Genomic DNA, 19,152 nt, shown 5'->3' on the forward strand with positions numbered 1-19,152 from the left:
AAAATTCATCGTTAAATAAATCCTCTTTTTTCATACTGTGTAAAATTTAAAATTAGACAAAAAAATAACAGGGGTCGCGACCCCTGTTATTTTTCTATTTACACAGTTTATGAGATAGTCCTATATTAAAAGAGTTTTTTAACTTCTTTATACCTAAAACAAGTTACTTCGTGATCGTTTACCATACCGGTAGCCTGCATATGGGCATACATTACGGTAGAACCTACAAACTTAAATCCCTTTTTCTTTAAATCTTTGCTTAGTTTATCACTAATAGCGGTAGTTGCAGGAGCTTTTTTGTAATCTTCTATTGCGTTCTGAATTGGCTCGCCATCTACAAAACTCCATATATACTTACTGAAACTCCCATATTCTTCCTGAATTTTTATAAAATTTTTAGCGTTGGTAACCGTAGATCTCACTTTTAATTTATTCCGAATAATTCCCGGATTTCCCAATAATTCCTGAATTTTTTCTTCAGAATAATCTGCAATTTTTTTGTAGTCAAAATTATCAAAAGCTTTTCTGAAATTTTCTCGTTTTCGCAACACGGTAATCCAGCTTAAACCGGCTTGAAATGTTTCTAAGATTAGAAATTCAAAGATTGTTTCATCATCATAAACAGGTACGCCCCATTCATTGTCGTGATATGCTTCGTAAAGTGTATCGCCTTCACACCAGCCACAGCGTTGTAATTTTTCCATTTTAATTAAGGTTTAAAATTGTAGGTAATAGTGCCTGGTTGTTCGTTTCTTCCCGCCAATTGGGAGAATACGGCATTGGCGGCATATTCTAATGCGTTTTCTATCAGACATTCGTTGTCTGAAGTTGAACTTGCTTTGTTAATTCCGGTATCAATTACACGGCCTTCAGCATTTACAGTGATATTCACCACTATTTTTCCGGCCCTGTCGCAGGTATAAATGGGATTAGGAATTGAGATGACATTTCTTCCGCGCAGCGAAAATGAGATAGAACTATTTCTTAAACTTCCCGATTGGGTAGAAATATCTTTGGAAGAAGCATCGCCATCAGATTGTTTTTTTGTTTCAGATTTACTTCCGGTAGCGAAAGTACCCTTAGTAGAACTTTCCGTTTCGCTTTCTGAACTTTCTTCCTGTTGCGCACTATTCTGTTCTAAGATTTCATCTAATTCCCGGTTAAAATTTTCTTCCCGCGCTTCCTGGTTTTCATTAAAAGCCCTGTGTGTTTCGGGTGAATTATTAGAAGTTTGAGGTTCAGGTTCTTCTTCCGGAATTTCTTCTTCCTCCTCAGTTGGTGTATATTCTTCTAGATCTACCAACATTTCTTGTTGGTACTTTTGTTTTTGGGAAAGGTTAAAATTATAAAGGCCAAGAATTAAAACCGAACAAAAAAGTACGGTTATTATAAGGGCTTTATGTTTATCGAAAAAATCCATGCTATAAAATAAAACGTGTAATGTTCTATTTTATGCTGAAGGTAATAATTTTTCAAAAGATTGAAGGTCTAAAGCTTCTTCTATAGTGAATTCGCCAACGCGCGTTCGTTTAAGGGAAGAGAGGTAAGCACCAGAGCCAAGTGCAATTCCAAAATCGTTCGCCATGCTTCTTATATAGGTGCCTTTACTGCAAACTATTCTAAAATCTACTTCGGGAAACCGTGGGGCATCTACTTCAAATTTGTGTATGGTAACCGGCCTGCTCTCTAATTTCACGTCTTCTCCTTTCCTGGCGTATTCATAAAGGCGTTTCCCATCTTTTTTTAAAGCAGAAAATACCGGCGGGGTTTGTTCAATTTCTCCTGTAAGCTGAAGCGCGGCGCCATCTAAATCTTCCTCTGCAATATGAGTTGTTTCGAAGGTTTTATTTACTTCAGTTTCCATATCGTAAGAAGGGGTTGTGGCACCCAGGGTAAAAGTTCCGGTATATTCTTTTTCGGTTCCTTGCAGCTCGGGAATCTTTTTGGTGAATTTCCCAGTGCATATTACCAAAACTCCGGTAGCCAAAGGGTCTAAAGTACCGGCGTGGCCTACTTTTATCTTTTTTATTCCGCAGCTTTTTCTAATTAACCAACGCACCTTGTTAACCAACTGAAATGATGTCCACTCCAAGGGCTTATCAAAAACCAGGATCTGGCCGGTTTTAAAATCTTCAGGAGTGAATTTTTCAATTTCTGTGGTCATAAAAGTTTATTTGGTTTCTCCTTAGAAAAGTAATTCCAAGAAAAATTTATTTAATTATAATAAGCAACCGCTATAGAAACAATTCCTGCGATAAAGCAGTATATGGCAAAATAAGAGAGCTTACTCTTCTTTACAATACTAATCATCCAGGTACAGGCCGCGAGCCCGGCAAGAAAAGAGGCAATAAAACCAATGGCTAAAATAGAGAAAGAAGTTGTGCTTTCCATTAAGTTGCCATCTAAAAGGTCTTTGGCTATTTTTCCTAAAATTAAAGGAACAACCATTAAAAATGAAAATCTTGCCGCTTTGGTTTTATCGTTTCCTAATAATACAGAAGTAGAGATTGTAGCGCCGCTACGGGAAATTCCGGGTAAAATTGCGATGGCCTGGGCTACCCCAATAACAAAAGCATTACTATAACTTACAGGTTTATCGGTGTTTTTGGCTTTATCTGCCAGCCACAATAGTAAGGCAGTAACAATAAGCATAAAGCCTACAAAAATAATATTGCCACCAAATAAACTCTCTAATTGTTCTTCGAAGAAAACCCCAATAATGGCAGCGGGAATCATGGAAAGAATAATCTTTAATGAAAATTTGAATTCATCGTTCCATTTAAATTGAAAGAGTCCTTTAAAAATTTCTGCTACATCTTTTCTAAAAACAACAAGAGTACTAAGTGCTGTGGCAGCGTGGAGAATAACGGTAAAAAGTAGTGATTCACTGGGAATGCTATTATCTCCTAAGATTGCTTTACCAAGTTCCAGATGGCCACTGGAAGAAACAGGTAGAAATTCGGTTAGCCCCTGGATTATACCCAGAATGGCAGCATCTAATTCGTTCAATGTAGTTTACTTTTTGGGATTTAATAAAATAGCATATACTTCTATTGCGAAACCAAGAAGTACTAAAGTTGGAGCCAGGCGAATACGCTGAAAATTATAAATATCTGGATTAAAAGTATTTGGATCGTCGCTTCCACCACCGGCCATTAGAATAAAACCTAAAGCTATTACCGCCAGCCCTATAAACATAAACTGGTAATTCTTCTTTTCAAAAATGAAGTATTTTTTATGATCTGTGGGTTGCTGTTTTTTACTCATAGTAAGCGATAAGGTATAAAGCGTGTATTTTTAATTCCAGGGTTAAAGCTTCAAAATTAACTAATTTATGTTGAAACAGTAGTATGGAAATAATTAAAAATAAAATAATAAAAAAGCCATACGGTAGGGCGTATGGCTTTAGTCTTTAAGGGCTTAAAATTTTAAGCCGCGTGGTAAATGTTGTAGTGATTCAGGATTTCCTGGTAGAAATCCATACTTTTTTCGTCTTTTTTTAGACAGGATTTTAAAAAACGTTCTAAATCCTGGCATTCAAAAGTAATTCCTGTATACTTACGTTTTCCAACCGGTATTTTTAAATCTACCGTTTGTTCCTTGTAATTAATTTTTACATTTTTTGCATCAAAATATTTTTTGATAATAGCACGATGCATAAGATTATAATTTGAATTCTCTTCAGAATCAAAATTATAAATACTGTAAGAAATCAGGTTTTTTACCTCATCTAATGTGGTATTTGGGTTAGTATTATTATTCATAGGTGTTGGTATTAGGTGTTAGCGTTCGCTAAATTACACCATGATTTCCTTTTCTCTGTTAAAAAAGTTCTAATAATCCTATGATTAGCAAATATTTAACGACTAAATAAACTTTTTGTATTTTTTTTAAACTTAGAAGCTATTTATGTGAGAGAAAAGTACTACAGTAAGTTTAAGGGGTTTCCCTTATAGCGATGAAACGAAGTTTTTTGTATCTAATTAATCGCTATTTCGAGTGGCGGGTGAAGATATCGGTATTTATTATCTAAACAGGACGCATTTACGAATTTTGTTCCTCCTACAGTAGTAATTCCATAAGAATCGTGCACGTGGCCAAAAATATGAAACTTAATTTCTCGATTTTCTATGGTTTTAAATAGCGAAGCGCAACCAATATGCCTTCCATTATTTAAAACATCTTTAATTTTATAAGGTGGAGTGTGAGATATTAGAACGTTAGTATCTGCTGGAATTTTTTCCCAGTGAGCATCTATTTCCTGGGATTGTGGTTGGTTAAAAGCCCAGGTACCATCACCGGGAGTTACCGGGGAACCCCAAAATTTAATTCCCTTAATTGTAATTCCATTTTCTTTTAGATAATGAACGTTTTCAGGGATAATTTCCTGAATTTCTTCTTTGCTGGATTTTTCAAAAAAGAAATCGTGATTGCCGGCAATAAAAATTTTGTGTTTGTGTGGCTGTGAAGCAAACCATTTTAGAAAATCTACTACTTCCCTTTTAGTTCCTCCTTCGGTAATATCTCCCGCATGAATTAGAATGTCTCCCCCGGGGATAGGAATTTGTTCGTGCTTATTATGAGTGTCTGAAATGCAAATTAACTTCATACGTAAGGGCAAAATATAAAAAAATCCGAAAGAATGAATCTTCCGGATTTTACTCTTTTAAAACTTTGACTCTTAATTTTCTTCAGATTCTTCTTCCGAAGAAATATAGTCTTTATCTATAGGTAGTAATTTATTAGTTATTTTAGTTACAGAAAATGCCACAATTACTGCAGTAACTGCAAAAAATAGAAACTTAATAAGAAGGCTGTCGCTTAGTGCAAAACTATACACCGCAAGAAAAATTTCTACGGCAATAAATACTATTTTTATACTAAGCTTAAAAATCATAATTTCTATTAGGTTATGGGGCAAATATACAATCAAAAACCATCGAAAATTTGATACTTATAGGCTTTTGCTAAAATTTAACGCAAAGAAAACTTTGGGGTTAAATTTTTAAGTTAAAAACTCTTAAACAGTGAGGCTAAGTGTTTTGAAATTGTAAATTTCGGTCATAAAAAATGCGAGTTTGAAGAAAAAATCTAAATTATTCCTGAGTTTTATTGTTATTCTTATTGTTCTGGCTATTGCTATAATTGGAGGCAATATGTTTATTGAAAACAAAATGGAAACTGCCCTGGAAGAAAATCTTAAAAAGGCCGAATTTAAATATGAAGACCTTAATGCAAGCCTCCTTGGCAGAAGTGCATCAATAAGTAATCCCGTTTATAAAAAGAACGGAATGCAAATTAATGCGGAAGAAATTAAGATAGACGGGATTGATATTTTTGAATATATAAGCAATAAAAATATTGAAATAAATACCTTAAAATTCACTAAACCGGAAGTGACAATTTATACTGAAGCTGAAAAAGAAAAAGACACTTCAAAAGAAGGAAATTCTGCTGAAATAGACCTTTTAATCAAATCGGTTGAGGTGATTGATGGCAATTTTAAAATGGCTAAAAACGATTCGGTTAAAGAGCAGCTTTTTGCAAATATCCCTTCGCTAAATTTAAAACAAGTAAGTGTAAATCGAGAATCTTTAAAAAGTGCACTACCTTTTAATTACGAGGAGCTCGAAATGACTTCAGATAGTTTATTTTTCAATCTCAACGATTTGCATGATATGTATGTTGAAAAGATGGAAATGAATGAGAACTCTCTTAGCTTCAGCAATATTAAAATGAAACCTTTATATGATAAGCAGGAATTTCAGAAACATATTCCTTATGAAAAAGACAGGTTTGATTTGAGTCTGGGAGAATTAGCTTTAGAATCTTTTAACTGGAGTTTTAAGAACGATTCCCTTAGTCTTGAAAGTAGCGCAACCACAATAACAAATGGCGATATTAAGATATACCGGGATAAGCAAGTGAAAGACGATCCCCGGCAAAAGCCTATGTATAGTAAAATGATTAGAGAACTGCCTTTTAAGCTAAAACTAGATACGCTTAAAGTTAATAACCTGGCAATACAGTACCAGGAGTTGGTGAATCCAAAGAGAGGACCTGGAAAAGTAACCTTTAAAAATCTTAATGCCAGTATTTATAATATTAGCAATGTAAATATGGATGCTGAAGATTTCCCCAGAACAGATATTGATGTGCAAACTCAGTTTCAGGGGGAGGCCAAATTAAATGTAAACTGGAATTTTGATATCTCAAATAGAGCTGATGTATTCTCAATTTCCGGGCAAATGGATAGGATTTCCAGCGAAGGGATTAACCAGTTTATGGAGCCGGCCTTAAACGTGAAAGCTGAAGGTGGAATTAGAGATATGCGATTTAATTTTACGGGGAACAATCAGAATTCTACCGGAGATATGAAACTTGTGTACAAAGATTTTAAAGTAGAAGTGCTGCAAAATGACGGGGAAGAGGAGAATAAGTTTCTTTCGGCATTAGCCAATCTAATTGTAAATAACGATGCCACTTCAGAAGAAAAAGAGCAGGAAGGCATAAAAACCCAACGAACCCAAAATAAATCTTTCTGGAATTACCTCTGGAAAAATGTTAGAAACGGTGCTCTAAAATCCTTTCTTTAAATTTTGAAGGTAACAACCGGCATATTGGCGTGGTTTACTAAATCTTCACTAATACTACCATTAAAAAAGTGAGCCAGACCTTTGCGGCCGTGAGTACTAATCCCAATTAAAGCTTTTTTCTGTTTCATGGCGAAGTTTAAAATTCCTTTTTCTACACTCACGTCGTTATAAATATGCATCTCGTAATCGTGAATATTAAAACCTGAAATAAAATTATCTATACGCTCCCTTACCTCGGTACTGGTAATAAAGTTATTAGGGGTGTTTATAAAAAGTAAATGGAATTTTGCTTCTATTAATTGCGCAAAGTTGTAAGCTTTCTCTAGTGTATGTTTGTTGCTGCCATCGGCATCTGTAGCGAAAATAAAATTTTCAACTTCAAAATTCCCGTGTTCATTTTTAATTACAAGTACCGGTATATGGGAAGAACGCACCACTTTTTCGGTATTACTCCCAATAAACATTTCTTTAAAACCGCTTGCGCCGTGAGAACCCATAATAATTATATCACAATCATAATCCTCGCTAACTTCCATAATTCCGTCAAAAGCCTGGTGAAACATTACGGTTTCGTGAACTTTAATATCTTTTAAAAAAGGTCTTTGCATAAGTTTTGCAAACCGCTGGTGAGCCAGTTTCATAAAGAAAATAGATTCCGGTAAATTTTGGCTATTGCCTCCGGCAACAGGATCTATAAGCTGCATGGGTAGCTCTAACATATGTAGAAGATAGATCTCACTATTATGTTTTTTGGCTAATTGCGCCGCAATTTTTAGTGCATGTTCGGCGGTATCAGAAAAGTCGGTAGGAACGAGTATCTTTTTCATTAATTCCTCTAAAAGATTAAAAATGATTGCTTTATTAAAGTTAAGTATAAAATTTCATTTAAAGTCTGGTTTTCTTTCTCTGAAATTATTATTATATTTGCAGCGTTGAAACTAAAAAAGTACAGCGAGGGGACATAAAGTCCCCTCTTTTTATAAGCTATGTTGCAGGATAAAGTAGAAAATTTGTTGAAGGAAGCTTTCCAGGAAAATAATTCACTATTTTTAATAGACCTAAACATTACCAACGACAATAAGATATCTGTTGTGATAGATGGTGATAATGGGGTTTCTGTTAACGATTGTATTGCGGTAAGTCGCAAGATTGAACACAATCTAGACAGGGAAGAAGAAGATTTTTCTTTGGAAGTTAGTTCGGCTGGAGTTTCTGAGCCTTTACATCTGGAACGGCAATACAGGAAAAACCTGGGTAGAAAACTACAGGTGACTACCAATAACAAAAAAATTGAAGCAACTTTAACCCATGTAGATCAGGACGGGATTAAGCTTAACTGGAAAGCCAGGGAGCCAAAACCGGTAGGGAAAGGAAAGCATACCGTAGAAAAAGAAGCGGTATTGCCATATTCTGAGATTACAGACGCTAAAGTTATGATAACATTTTAACCTCAAATTGATATGGAAAATATCGCCTTGATTGAGTCATTTTCAGAGTTTAAAGATGACAAATTGATAGATCGTGTAACGCTTATGGCCATCCTTGAAGATGTGTTTAGAAGTGCGTTAAAGAAGAAATATGGTGAAGACGATAATTTTGATATTATTGTAAACCCAGATAAAGGGGATTTAGAGATTTGGAGAAACAGGGTTGTAGTGGCCGATGGTGAGGTAGAAGATCCTAACCAGGAAATTTCACTTACTGAAGCCAGAAAAATTGAGCCCGATTTTGAAGTAGGTGAAGATGTATCAGAAGAAGTAAAACTTGTAGATTTGGGGCGCCGTGCAATTTTAGCTTTAAGACAAAATCTTATTTCAAAAATTCACGAACACGATAACACCAATATTTTCAAGCACTTTAAAGAGCTTGAAGGCGAAATTTACACCGCAGAAGTTCATCATATTAGGCATAGAGCCATTATTTTGTTAGACGACGAAGGAAACGAGATCGTTTTACCAAAAGATCGCCAGATTCCTTCAGATTTTTTCAGAAAAGGAGATAACGTAAAAGGAATTATAGAAAGTGTAGAGCTTAAAGGAAACAAGCCTACAATTATACTTTCTCGAACCGCTCCGGTTTTTCTTGAAAAACTATTCGAACAGGAGATTCCTGAAGTTTTTGATGGTTTAATTACCATTCAAAATGTGGTTCGTGTTCCTGGTGAAAAAGCTAAAGTAGCGGTAGATACTTATGATGATAGAATTGATCCTGTTGGTGCCTGTGTAGGTATGAAAGGTTCCAGAATTCATAGCATTGTACGTGAATTGGGGAATGAGAATATAGATGTGATTAATTTCACCAATAACGATCAATTATATATTACCAGGGCGCTGAGTCCTGCAAAAATTACATCTATTAAATTAGATGAAGAAAATAAAACGGCCGAGGTTATGCTGAAGCCGGAAGAAGTTTCTAAAGCCATTGGCCGTGGAGGTCATAATATTAGGCTTGCCGGGCAGTTAACCGGTTACGAAATAGACGTTTTTAGAGAAGGGGTTGAGGAAGATGTAGAATTGAAGGAATTCTCTGATGAAATTGAAGATTGGGTAATTAAGGAATTTTCAAGAGTTGGGCTGGACACTGCAAAAAGTGTTTTGGAACAGGAATTGGAAGACCTTATTAGACTTACCGATTTAGAAGAAGAAACCATTAGAGAAGTAGTGAAGGTTTTAAGAGAAGAATTTGAAGAGTAGTAAAAAACTCATTGAATATATAATAATTAAAAGAGGTTAATTTAGAGGGCAATTTATGGCTGAAGCAAAAACAATGCGACTAAACAAAGTATTACGTGAATTCAATATTTCGTTAGACCGGGCTGTAGAATTTTTAAATTCTAAGGGTCACGATATTGAGGCGCGTCCTACTACCAAAATCTCATCCGAAGTTTATCAGGTGCTTTCTGATGAATTTGAGACCGATAAGTCTAAGAAAGTCGAGTCTAAAGAAGTTGGTGAGGAAAAAAGAAAGGAGAAGGAAGAATTGCGTTTAGCAAGAGAAAGAGAGCTCGAAGAAAAGCGCAAAGCCGAGGAGAAGAAAGAGGACGAGAAGCGCAAAGAAGAGGCAGTTACTGCCAGAGCTAAATTAGCTGGTCCTAAAAAAGTAGGTAAAATAGACCTGGATAAAAAACCAGAGAAGAAAGCCGAAAAAGAAGAGGAGAAACCAGCGCCAGCCGAATCTAAGCAGCCAGAGGAAGCTAAAAAGCCTGAAGCCGAAATAGAAAAGCCTGAACCTCAAAAACCTGTAGAAGAAGCACCTTCTAAAGAGGAGAAAAAGCCCGAAGAAGTTTCTAAAAAAGAGGAAACTCCTTCAGAAAAAGAAGAAGAGCCTAAAGAGGCTGAGTCAATGACTCATAAGACTAATTATACCAAACTTAACGGCCCTAACTTTACCGGAAAGAAAATTGACCTTTCTCAATTTAAAAAACCGGAAAAGAAGAAAGACGAAAAGAAAGCTGCCGAAGAGAAAAAGGAGAAAGAAAAGCGTAAAAAGCGTCGTCGTAGAATTAGTAAAGATGTGAAGCCTGGAGCTTCAAACCAGGGTGGTGGTAAGAAAGGAGCCCCTAGAAAAAGAGCTAAACCTATTACTAAAGAAGAGCCTAGCGAAGAAGAAGTTCAAAAGCAGGTTAGAGAAACCCTTGAAAAACTTCAGGGTAAATCTGGTAAAGGTAAAGGAGCTAAATATAGAAGAGATAAAAGAGATCAACACCGTCAACGTTCAGAAGACGATCTTGCACAGCAGGAAACAGATAGTAAAATCCTTAAGGTTACAGAGTTTGTAACCGTGAGTGAAGTTGCTACGATGATGGATGTGCCGGTAACGAAAGTAATTTCGGCCTGTATGTCTCTTGGAATGATGGTAACAATGAATCAGCGTTTAGATGCTGAAACACTTTCTATTGTTGCAGATGAATTTGGTTACGAAGTAGACTTTGTAACTGCAGATATCGAGGAAACAGTAGAAGAAGTTCCTGAAAATCCTGAAGATCTCGAAGAAAGAGCACCAATTGTAACTGTAATGGGTCACGTAGACCACGGTAAAACTTCTTTGCTGGATTATATTCGTAAAGAAAATGTTATTGCCGGGGAAAGCGGAGGTATTACACAGCATATTGGAGCCTACGGTGTAGAGCTTAAAAACGGTCAAAAAATGACCTTCCTGGATACTCCTGGTCACGAAGCCTTTACAGCGATGCGTGCCCGTGGTGCACAGATAACAGATATCGCGATTATTGTAATTGCTGCAGATGATGATGTGATGCCGCAAACCAAAGAGGCTATTTCTCACGCCCAGGCTGCCGGTGTTCCTATCGTTTTTGCGATTAATAAATCTGATTTGCCAACGGCGAATCCAGAGAAAATTAAAGAAAAACTGGCAGGGATGAACTTGCTTGTTGAAGACTGGGGTGGTAAAGTTCAGTCGCACGATATATCAGCTAAAACAGGAATGGGAGTTGAAGAACTTCTTGAGAAAGTTTTACTGGAATCTGAAATTCTTGAATTAAAAGCTAATCCGTCTAAAACTGCAACAGGTACCGTAGTAGAAGCTTTCCTTGATAAGGGTAGAGGTTATGTTGCTACCATTATTGTGCAGGCAGGAACCTTAAAAATTGGAGACTATGTATTAGCAGGTCGCCATAGTGGTAAGGTGAAAGCAATGCACGATGAACGTGGACACGAGGTTAAAGAAGCAGGGCCAGCAACGCCGGTTTCTATTCTTGGACTTGATGGTGCGCCGCAAGCGGGTGATAAGTTTAAAGTGATGACAGATGAGCGTGAAGCTAAAGACATCGCCGCTAAACGAACTCAGTTACAACGTGAGCAGAGTGTTAGAACTCAGCGTCATATTACCCTTGATGAAATTGGACGTAGAATTGCTTTAGGTGACTTTAAAGAACTTAATATTATCCTTAAAGGTGATGTTGATGGTTCTGTAGAAGCATTAACCGATAGTTTCCTTAAATTATCTACTGAAGAAATTCAGGTGAATATTATTCATAAAGGAGTAGGTGCTATTACAGAAAGTGATGTGTTACTTGCTTCGGCTTCAGATGCGGTAATTATTGGATTTAACGTTCGTCCTGCTGGAAATGCAAGACAGGTAGCCGATAAGGAAGAAATTGATATCAGAACTTACTCGATTATATACGACGCGATCAACGATCTTAAAGATGCGATGGAAGGAATGCTTTCTCCAGAGCTTAAAGAAGAGATCACTGGTACTGCAGAGATTAGAGAAACCTTTAAGATTTCTAAAGTAGGAACTATTGCAGGTTGTATGGTTACTTCCGGTAAAATCTACAGAAGTTCTGGAATACGTTTAATTCGCGAAGGCGTGGTGGTTTACACCGGCGAACTTGCTTCTTTAAAACGTTTTAAAGACGATGTTAAAGAAGTAGCCAAAGGTTACGATTGTGGTATCCAGGTTAAGAATTATAACGATATTAAAGAAGGGGATGTTATAGAATCATTCCGTGAAGTAGAAGTGAAAAAGAAACTTAAATAATTAAGTTTTACTCTTAAATAGAAAAAAGCGGCTTTAGGGCCGCTTTTTTTATGATTTTATTTAAAATAAATTAAAGCTCTATTTAAATTAATTTTTTCTGAAGAATTATCTGCGTCTGGGCTTTGGAATAAAAGCAGAAGGAAAGCTTTCTTTTATTTTTAAAAGCGCCCTGTCGGCTTCCAAACGATTCCTGAAGTTACCAACCCAAACCTTATAATTAGGCGCTTCGTAAGCGATTAGTGAAGGGTATTCAAATTTGCTTCGGTAATCTTTTATTACCTCGTTTGCTTCTCCATTATTTCCGTAGAAAAGTTGAATCTTATACCGGTCTCCAATTTCGTTATTCTCGCTCATTTCAGATTTTAACTCCAAAAGTTTAGAGAGCTTATCGTCTTCGCTTATATTTATCTGGCCTTCCTGAGCTGTTAAATTCAGTAAAGAAAATCCTGAAAGAAAACAACTTAAGAGTATTTTGTTTATGCTTAATTTTCTCATAGTTATTTATTTAAGGCAAAAGTATAATTTAATAACTTAAACAAGCCTGGTTTTATTATTTAGAACTGATATAAATTACCGATTAACACTTATCTAACATTCCTAAAATCGACTATAAGTATTACTTTTGTTGCCGAATTTAAGGGTACAAAGTGTTAATATTACTAAGGCTTAAGGCTTTAAAAACCGTACCAAAGTTAAGACGTTAATTCAACTTATAATATGAAAAAGGTGAAATACCGCCACTCAACTTCGCGACTATTGCTCTTAAGTGTAGCATTTTTTATCTCATTTAGCGTTTTGGGAATTGCACAGGAGGAGGCCTCTCAGGATGCCGCAGGGGAAGGCCAGGAGCAAACCGATGAATCATCGGGTGAATCTTCAGAAGCTGATGCAGCTGCTGCGTCAGATCTCGGGGATCCTGCGAATGGAAAATCTCTGTTTAATTCACTTTGTGCTGCCTGTCACAAACCATATTCTGCGGGTATTGGTCCTGCTCTTCACGGCGTTACCGAGAAGAGAGATATGGATTGGTTGTACCGCTGGATTAAAAACAGCCAGGATTTAATTTCGTCTGGAGATGACCAGGCCGTTGCGATCTACGAAGAGTATAATCAAACCGCAATGCCGGCTTTTCCTCAATTATCAGATGCTGATATTGATGATATTCTTGCTTATGTAGAACAACCAAAACCAGAACCTCAAGCGGCGCAAACCGGTGGGCAGGCAGGTGGAGGAGATTCTTCTGGCGGGGGTGTATCGGTAAATGTTATTCTGGCAATTCTGGTGTTCGTTCTGGTAATGCTGCTTGCGGTATTATTCCTTGTAAACAAAACACTTAGAAATTTTGCTCAGGCAAGTGGTGTTGTAGTTCCTGAAAAACCTAAAAGAAAACCAATTTGGAAATCTTTCGTTGAAAATCAATTCCTTGTTTTAGTAAGTGCTGTTTTTGGCTTGCTGGTAATTGGTTGGTTTGCCTACGGCTTCTTTATGCAGGTTGGGGTAGATCAGGGTTATGAACCAATTCAGCCAATACATTATTCACATAGAATTCACGCTGGTGATAACCAGATAGATTGTAAATACTGTCACTCTTCAGCCAGAACATCTAAGCAGGCGGGTATCCCATCGCTTAATGTATGTATGAATTGTCACAAATCAATTTCAGAAGTAGCTCCAGAAACTGCTACAGCTGAATATTCAAAAGAATTTTATGACGGTGAAATTGCAAAACTTTATGATGCTGTAGGTTGGGATCCGGCAGAACAGGATTATACTGGTGAGGAAAAACCTGTAAAATGGGTTCGTATTCATAATCTTCCAGATTTCGCATACTTTAATCACTCTCAACACGTATCGGTTGCTGGGGTGCAATGTCAAAAATGTCACGGCCCAATCGAAGAGATGGAAGTGGTTTATCAAGACGCTCCTTTAACTATGGGATGGTGTATTAATTGCCACCGTGATACCAAAGTTAGAATGGAAGGAAATGAATACTATGAGAAAATTCACGAAGAATTGTCTAAAAAGTATGGTGTAGAAGAGCTTACAGTAGCTCAAATGGGTGGTCTTGAATGTGCCAAATGCCATTACTAAAAATTTTTTCCCGGGTGTTCGGGGTTAATTAAGAAGTTAATATCTAGATATATATGTCATCAAACAAAAAATACTGGAAAAGTGTTGAAGAGCTAAATGAAAACAGCTCTGTTGTTGAGACGCTCCAACAAAAAGAATTTGCTGAAGAAATTCCGGTTGATGAATTTCTTGGGGATAAGAATTCCCTTGAAAGTTCAAAAACCTCAAGAAGGGATTTCTTAAAATATGTTGGGTTTAGTACAGCAGCGGCCTCATTGGCTGCTTGTGAAGGGCCTGTTATTAAATCTATTCCTTACGTGGTGCAACCGGAGCGTATTGTTCCTGGTGTAGCTAATTACTATGCCTCTACCATTGCAGATGGTTTTGATTTTGCAAGCGTATTGGTAAAAACCAGGGAAGGAAGACCTATTAAGATTGAAAATAATGAATTATCGAAGTCTAAAGGCGGGGTTAACTCCCGTGTACACGCTTCGGTATTGTCAATGTATGACGCTAATAGGGTGAAACGCCCAATGATTGAAGGAAGAAATGTTTCCTGGGAAGAGTTTGACCGTGAGGTTGGAAGTGCCCTTGAGAATGTTTCTGGTGATATGATTTTGTTAACTCAAACATTTGCCAGCCCTTCAACTACAAAATTAATTAATGAATTTTCAGAAAAGTACCCTAATGTACGTCACGTAGTTTACGATACGGTTTCTGAAAACGATGCTTTAAATGCTTTCCAGTCTAAATTTGGAAAGCGTGCATTACCAAATTACGATTTTTCTAAAGCTGAAACTATTGTTTCTGTAGGGGCCGATTTCCTTGGCGATTGGCAGGGCGGTGGTTATGATGCTGGCTATGCTAAGGGTCGTGTGCCTAAGAATGGCAAAATGTCTCGTCATGTTCAGTTTGAATCTAATATGAGTTTAACAGGGGCGAATGCCGATAAGCGTTACCCTGTAACTCCATCTCAGCAAAAAGCTGTTCTGGCTGCGTTGTATGGTTATGTTGCCGGTGGTTCTTCTACCAGTGATTTGCCTGCTAAAATAGATGATGCAGTTGTGAAAGCGGCGCGTCAGCTAAGAAAAGCTGGAAGTGGAGCAGTAGTTATTTCAGGAATTCCAGATGCTAACGCCCAGGCTTTAGTGCTAGAAATAAATGAGGCCTTAGGAAGCGCTGTTATGGATACTAATAATCCTCGTATGATCCGTCAGGGTAATGCTGAAGAGGTTATGCAGGCGGTTGAGGATATGAAATCCGGTTCTGTAGGTGCCGTCTTAATGGCAGGGGTGAATCCTGCGTATTCTTTGCCAAACGGGAAAGAGTTTGCTGAAGCATTGGCGAAAGTTGAAGTTTCTTTGGCTTTTAGTATGAAGCCTGATGAAACAGCTCAGCTATGTAAGTTTGTAGCTGCAACTCCACATTATCTAGAGAGCTGGGGTGATATTCAATACACAGCTTCAGACTTTAGTTTGATGCAGCCTACAATTAGACCATTATTTGATACAAGACAGTTTCAGGACTGCTTATTAAAATGGACTGATAATGAGAAATCTTATCACGAGTATATTAAAGAAACCTGGAGTGGTAGTATTCCTTCCTGGAATACTGCACTTCACGACGGTGTTTTTAAAGCCACTTCTCCGGTAGAAGTTGGAGCATCTGAAGCTTCAGAATCTATAAATGTTGCAACAGCTGCTAGTGAGTTGGCTCGACCTTCAGAAAATAATGGGATGGAGCTAACGCTTTATACCAAACCTTCTATGGGAGATGGTCAGCAGGCCAATAACCCTTGGTTGCAGGAAATGCCAGATCCATTAACAAGAGCGTCTTGGGATAATTACCTTACCATTTCCAAAGCCGATGCTGAATCTATGGGTCTTGAGAACGAAAATGTTTCTAACGGCGGCCTAAATGGAAGTTATGCTAATGTTACATTAGACGGTACTGTAGTTAAAAATGTTCCTGTGCTTATTCAGCCGGGACAGGCCAAAGGTACGGTAGGACTTGCGCTAGGTTATGGTAAGAAAGAAGGGATTCAGGAAGAAATGCAGGTAGGTGTAAATGCTTACCCATTATATAAGAACTTAAACGCAGTACAATCAGTAACTATAGAGAAAGCTCCGGGAGTTCACGAATTTGCTTGCGTTCAGCTTCACAATACTCTAATGGGTCGTGGAGATATTATTAAAGAAACTACATTAGAAGTTTTTAATACTAAAGATGTACACGAATGGAATTCGGTTCCTGAAGTATCTTTAGATCACGTTGAAAAACCGGTAACTTCTCCTGAAGTTGATATGTGGGATGGATTTGATCGTAGTATTGGTCACCATTTTAATCTTTCTATAGATCTTAACGCCTGTACCGGTTGTGGTGCCTGTGTTATTGCCTGTCACGCAGAGAATAATGTTCCTGTAGTAGGGAAAAGTGAAGTGAGACGATCTCGTGATATGCACTGGTTGCGTATTGATAGATATTATTCTTCGGAAGATAGCTTTATAGATGATCTTGATAAGAAAGAAAATATTTCTGGTTTAGGAAGTTCTCTTTCTGAATTTGGAGAATTGGAAGAGCCGGCAGATAATCCTATGGTAGTTTTCCAGCCTGTAATGTGTCAGCACTGTAACCACGCTCCTTGTGAGACTGTGTGTCCGGTTGCTGCAACTTCTCACGGAAGACAGGGGCAAAACCAAATGATCTATAACCGTTGTGTTGGTACAAGATACTGTGCTAATAACTGTCCTTACAAAGTACGTCGTTTCAACTGGTTCAACTATTCTGAAAACGAAGAGTTTGATTACCATATGAATAATGACCTTGGAAGAATGGTTATTAATCCTGATGTAACTGTGCGTTCAAGAGGGGTTATGGAGAAGTGTTCTATGTGTATTCAGAAGACTCAAAAAACCATTCTTGATGCCAAGCGTGAAGGAAGAGTTATTGAAGATGGTGAATTCCAGACAGCTTGTTCTGCAGCTTGTGATAAAGGAGCAATGACATTTGGTGATATTAACAATGAAGGTGCTGTGATTAGAGATAAGAAGGAAGATGACAGGATGTATCATTTATTGGAATATGTGGGTACTAAACCAAACGTGATGTACCAGACCAAAATTAGGAACACAACAGAAGCTTAATAAATTAATAAAGAAATCAATTAAAAAAGGATATGTCTCATTACGAAGCACCTATACGAAAGCCTTTAGTTACCGGGGATAAAAGCTACCACGATGTTACCGTGGATGTAGCTGCGCCGGTAGAAGGAAGGGCTAATAAATCCTGGTGGATTGTCTTTTCAATTGCCCTTATTGCCTTTCTTTGGGGTGTAGGTTGTATAATTTATACTATCTCTACAGGTATTGGAACCTGGGGACTTAATAAAACCGTAGGCTGGGCCTGGGATATTACCAACTTTGTTTGGTGGGTAGGTATTGGTCACGCCGGTACCTTAATTTCAGCCGTACTTTTATTATTTAGGCAAAAATGGAGAATGGCAATTAACCGTTCAGCAGAGGCGATGACTATCTTCTCTGTAATGCAGGCTGGTTTGTTCCCGTTAATTCACATGGGACGTCCATGGTTAGCTTATTGGGTACTTCCTATACCAAACCAATTTGGTTCGTTATGGGTAAACTTTAACTCGCCGTTGCTTTGGGATGTATTTGCAATTTCAACTTATCTTTCTGTTTCATTGGTATTCTGGTGGACAGGATTACTTCCCGATTTTGCAATGATTCGTGACCGTGCAATTACTCCTTTTAATAAAAAAATCTACGGAATTTTAAGTTTTGGATGGAGTGGACGTGCAAAAGACTGGCAACGTTTTGAGGAGGTTTCTTTGGTACTTGCCGGTTTGGCAACACCTTTGGTACTTTCTGTACACACCATTGTATCTTTTGACTTTGCTACATCGGTTATACCGGGTTGGCATACCACAATTTTCCCTCCTTACTTTGTTGCGGGAGCGGTATTCTCTGGTTTTGCGATGGTAAATACCCTTCTTATTATTATGAGGAAGGTGTCTAACCTTGAGAATTATATTACGGTACAACATATAGAATTAATGAACATAGTAATTATGATCACGGGTTCTATTGTTGGGGTTGCTTATATTACTGAGCTTGTTATCGCGTGGTATTCTGGGGTTGAATATGAACAATATGCATTCCTTAATAGGGCAACCGGCCCTTATTGGTGGGCATATTGGTCTATGATGACCTGTAATGTGTTTTCTCCGCAGTTTATGTGGTTCAAGAAATTGCGTACCAGTATTATGTTCTCGTTCTTTATTTCTATTGTAGTAAATATCGGGATGTGGTTTGAGCGTTTTGTAATTATTGTAACTTCACTTCACCGTGATTATCTTCCGTCTTCCTGGACTATGTTTTCTCCAACATTTGTAGACATAGGTATTTTTATTGGTACTCTTGGATTTTTCTTTGTGTTGTTCTTATTGTATGCGAGATCATTTCCTGTAATTGCACAGGCTGAGGTAAAAACTATACTTAAGTCTTCTGGTGCTAAGTACAAAAAACTTAGAGCAGAGCATGGAGATGATGTAAAACATTACACTCCGGTAAATGTAGGGGAGCCTAAGAAGAACATCGCTACAAAAGTAGATAAGAAGATGGGTGATGACGATGCTTATAAAGCTGAAGGTGACGATGGGCATAACGATACCGTAAACGCAGATGCATTAGTGCTTTCTGAGGTTCAAAAGGATAGAATAGATGTAATGCTAGTAAGAACCGGATCATTTAATCCGGAAAATCAAACGGCAGATAATCTTCAAAAACTTAAGGCAGTAGGTCCTTTCCTTGAACAGCGTTTACACCAGGTAGGTCTTTATACCTATGTTCAGGTAAGTAAACTTACCCAGGATGATTTTGAATTGCTTGATGAAGTGATAGAAAACTTCCCTAATTCGGCACAACGTGAAGATTGGGTAGCACAGGCAACTGAACTAAAAAATAAGTAA

The 19,152-nt window shown here is 37.5% G+C and carries 17 protein-coding genes; 7 read left to right on the forward strand and 10 right to left on the reverse strand.

What is annotated here, in order from left to right; translation table 11 throughout:
- Nucleotides 1–125: 125 nt before the first annotated feature.
- The 8 genes from J0871_RS05650 to J0871_RS05685 all read right to left on the reverse strand — a co-directional run bounded on the left by J0871_RS05650 (nucleotide 126) and on the right by J0871_RS05685 (nucleotide 4,897).
- Nucleotides 126–704, reverse strand: coding sequence for a DNA-3-methyladenine glycosylase I (locus J0871_RS05650; RefSeq protein ID WP_208224125.1), 579 nt, complete (start codon nucleotides 702–704; stop codon nucleotides 126–128).
- 5 nt (nucleotides 705–709) lie between these two features.
- The gene (locus J0871_RS05655) at nucleotides 710–1,420 is read right to left on the reverse strand and encodes an energy transducer TonB (RefSeq protein ID WP_208224126.1); all 711 of its coding nucleotides are present in this window, start codon (nucleotides 1,418–1,420) and stop codon (nucleotides 710–712) included.
- A 30-nt stretch (nucleotides 1,421–1,450) separates the two neighbouring features.
- Nucleotides 1,451–2,164 (reverse strand): tRNA pseudouridine(55) synthase TruB, encoded by a 714-nt coding sequence (gene truB / locus J0871_RS05660; RefSeq protein ID WP_208224128.1) that lies wholly within the window; start codon nucleotides 2,162–2,164, stop codon nucleotides 1,451–1,453.
- Nucleotides 2,165–2,214: 50 nt separating this feature from the next.
- A complete protein-coding gene (locus J0871_RS05665) occupies nucleotides 2,215–3,009 on the reverse strand; it encodes an undecaprenyl-diphosphate phosphatase (RefSeq protein WP_208224130.1) in 795 nt (264 codons plus the stop codon).
- 6 nt (nucleotides 3,010–3,015) lie between these two features.
- Nucleotides 3,016–3,267, reverse strand: a complete 252-nt coding sequence (locus J0871_RS05670; RefSeq protein ID WP_079711187.1) for a DUF3098 domain-containing protein — start codon at nucleotides 3,265–3,267, stop codon at nucleotides 3,016–3,018.
- Nucleotides 3,268–3,428: 161 nt separating this feature from the next.
- The gene (locus J0871_RS05675; protein ID WP_075325632.1) at nucleotides 3,429–3,764 is read right to left on the reverse strand and encodes a hypothetical protein; all 336 of its coding nucleotides are present in this window, start codon (nucleotides 3,762–3,764) and stop codon (nucleotides 3,429–3,431) included.
- Nucleotides 3,765–3,979: 215 nt separating this feature from the next.
- A complete protein-coding gene (locus J0871_RS05680) occupies nucleotides 3,980–4,609 on the reverse strand; it encodes a metallophosphatase domain-containing protein (RefSeq protein ID WP_208224132.1) in 630 nt (209 codons plus the stop codon).
- A gap of 72 nt (nucleotides 4,610–4,681) precedes the next feature.
- Nucleotides 4,682–4,897: a hypothetical protein gene (locus tag J0871_RS05685; protein WP_075325634.1), complete on the reverse strand. Its 216-nt coding sequence runs from the start codon at nucleotides 4,895–4,897 to the stop codon at nucleotides 4,682–4,684.
- Between the two features lie 181 nt (nucleotides 4,898–5,078).
- On the opposite strand from J0871_RS05685, the gene J0871_RS05690 reads away from it, so the two are divergent.
- Complete coding sequence (locus J0871_RS05690; RefSeq protein ID WP_208224134.1) at nucleotides 5,079–6,596, forward strand: hypothetical protein; 1,518 nt, start codon at nucleotides 5,079–5,081, stop codon at nucleotides 6,594–6,596.
- Here J0871_RS05690 and J0871_RS05695 read toward each other — a convergent pair.
- Nucleotides 6,593–7,423 carry a universal stress protein gene (locus tag J0871_RS05695; protein WP_208224136.1) on the reverse strand — a complete coding sequence of 277 codons (831 nt, stop codon included), beginning with the start codon at nucleotides 7,421–7,423 and terminating at the stop codon, nucleotides 6,593–6,595. The genes J0871_RS05690 and J0871_RS05695 overlap by 4 nt on opposite strands.
- 159 nt (nucleotides 7,424–7,582) lie before the next feature.
- Between J0871_RS05695 and rimP the strand changes: the two genes are divergently transcribed.
- The 3 genes from rimP to infB are packed head-to-tail and all read left to right on the forward strand — an operon-like array spanning nucleotide 7,583 to nucleotide 12,098.
- Entirely contained in the window at nucleotides 7,583–8,044 is a 462-nt protein-coding gene (rimP, locus tag J0871_RS05700) for a ribosome assembly cofactor RimP (protein WP_208224138.1), read from the forward strand.
- Between the two features lie 12 nt (nucleotides 8,045–8,056).
- Nucleotides 8,057–9,289 carry a transcription termination factor NusA gene (gene nusA / locus J0871_RS05705; RefSeq protein ID WP_075325638.1) on the forward strand — a complete coding sequence of 411 codons (1,233 nt, stop codon included), beginning with the start codon at nucleotides 8,057–8,059 and terminating at the stop codon, nucleotides 9,287–9,289.
- 55 nt (nucleotides 9,290–9,344) lie between these two features.
- Nucleotides 9,345–12,098: a translation initiation factor IF-2 gene (gene infB, locus J0871_RS05710; protein WP_208224140.1), complete on the forward strand. Its 2,754-nt coding sequence runs from the start codon at nucleotides 9,345–9,347 to the stop codon at nucleotides 12,096–12,098.
- Nucleotides 12,099–12,203: 105 nt separating this feature from the next.
- Here the strand turns inward: infB and J0871_RS05715 are convergent, their stop codons facing one another.
- Nucleotides 12,204–12,593, reverse strand: a complete 390-nt coding sequence (locus tag J0871_RS05715; protein ID WP_075325640.1) for an SPOR domain-containing protein — start codon at nucleotides 12,591–12,593, stop codon at nucleotides 12,204–12,206.
- 222 nt (nucleotides 12,594–12,815) lie between these two features.
- Between J0871_RS05715 and J0871_RS05720 the strand changes: the two genes are divergently transcribed.
- From J0871_RS05720 to nrfD, 3 genes are read left to right on the forward strand one after another with little or no spacing between them, the layout of a single operon-like run.
- Complete coding sequence (locus J0871_RS05720) at nucleotides 12,816–14,189, forward strand: c-type cytochrome (protein ID WP_075325641.1); 1,374 nt, start codon at nucleotides 12,816–12,818, stop codon at nucleotides 14,187–14,189.
- Nucleotides 14,190–14,242: 53 nt separating this feature from the next.
- Nucleotides 14,243–17,311 carry a TAT-variant-translocated molybdopterin oxidoreductase gene (locus J0871_RS05725; protein WP_208224145.1) on the forward strand — a complete coding sequence of 1,023 codons (3,069 nt, stop codon included), beginning with the start codon at nucleotides 14,243–14,245 and terminating at the stop codon, nucleotides 17,309–17,311.
- A 32-nt stretch (nucleotides 17,312–17,343) separates the two neighbouring features.
- The gene (gene nrfD, locus J0871_RS05730; RefSeq protein WP_208224146.1) at nucleotides 17,344–19,152 is read left to right on the forward strand and encodes an NrfD/PsrC family molybdoenzyme membrane anchor subunit; all 1,809 of its coding nucleotides are present in this window, start codon (nucleotides 17,344–17,346) and stop codon (nucleotides 19,150–19,152) included.

It is taken from the genome of Salegentibacter sp. BDJ18 (genome assembly GCF_017579965.1).
Taxonomy (GTDB): Bacteria; Bacteroidota; Bacteroidia; order Flavobacteriales; family Flavobacteriaceae; genus Salegentibacter.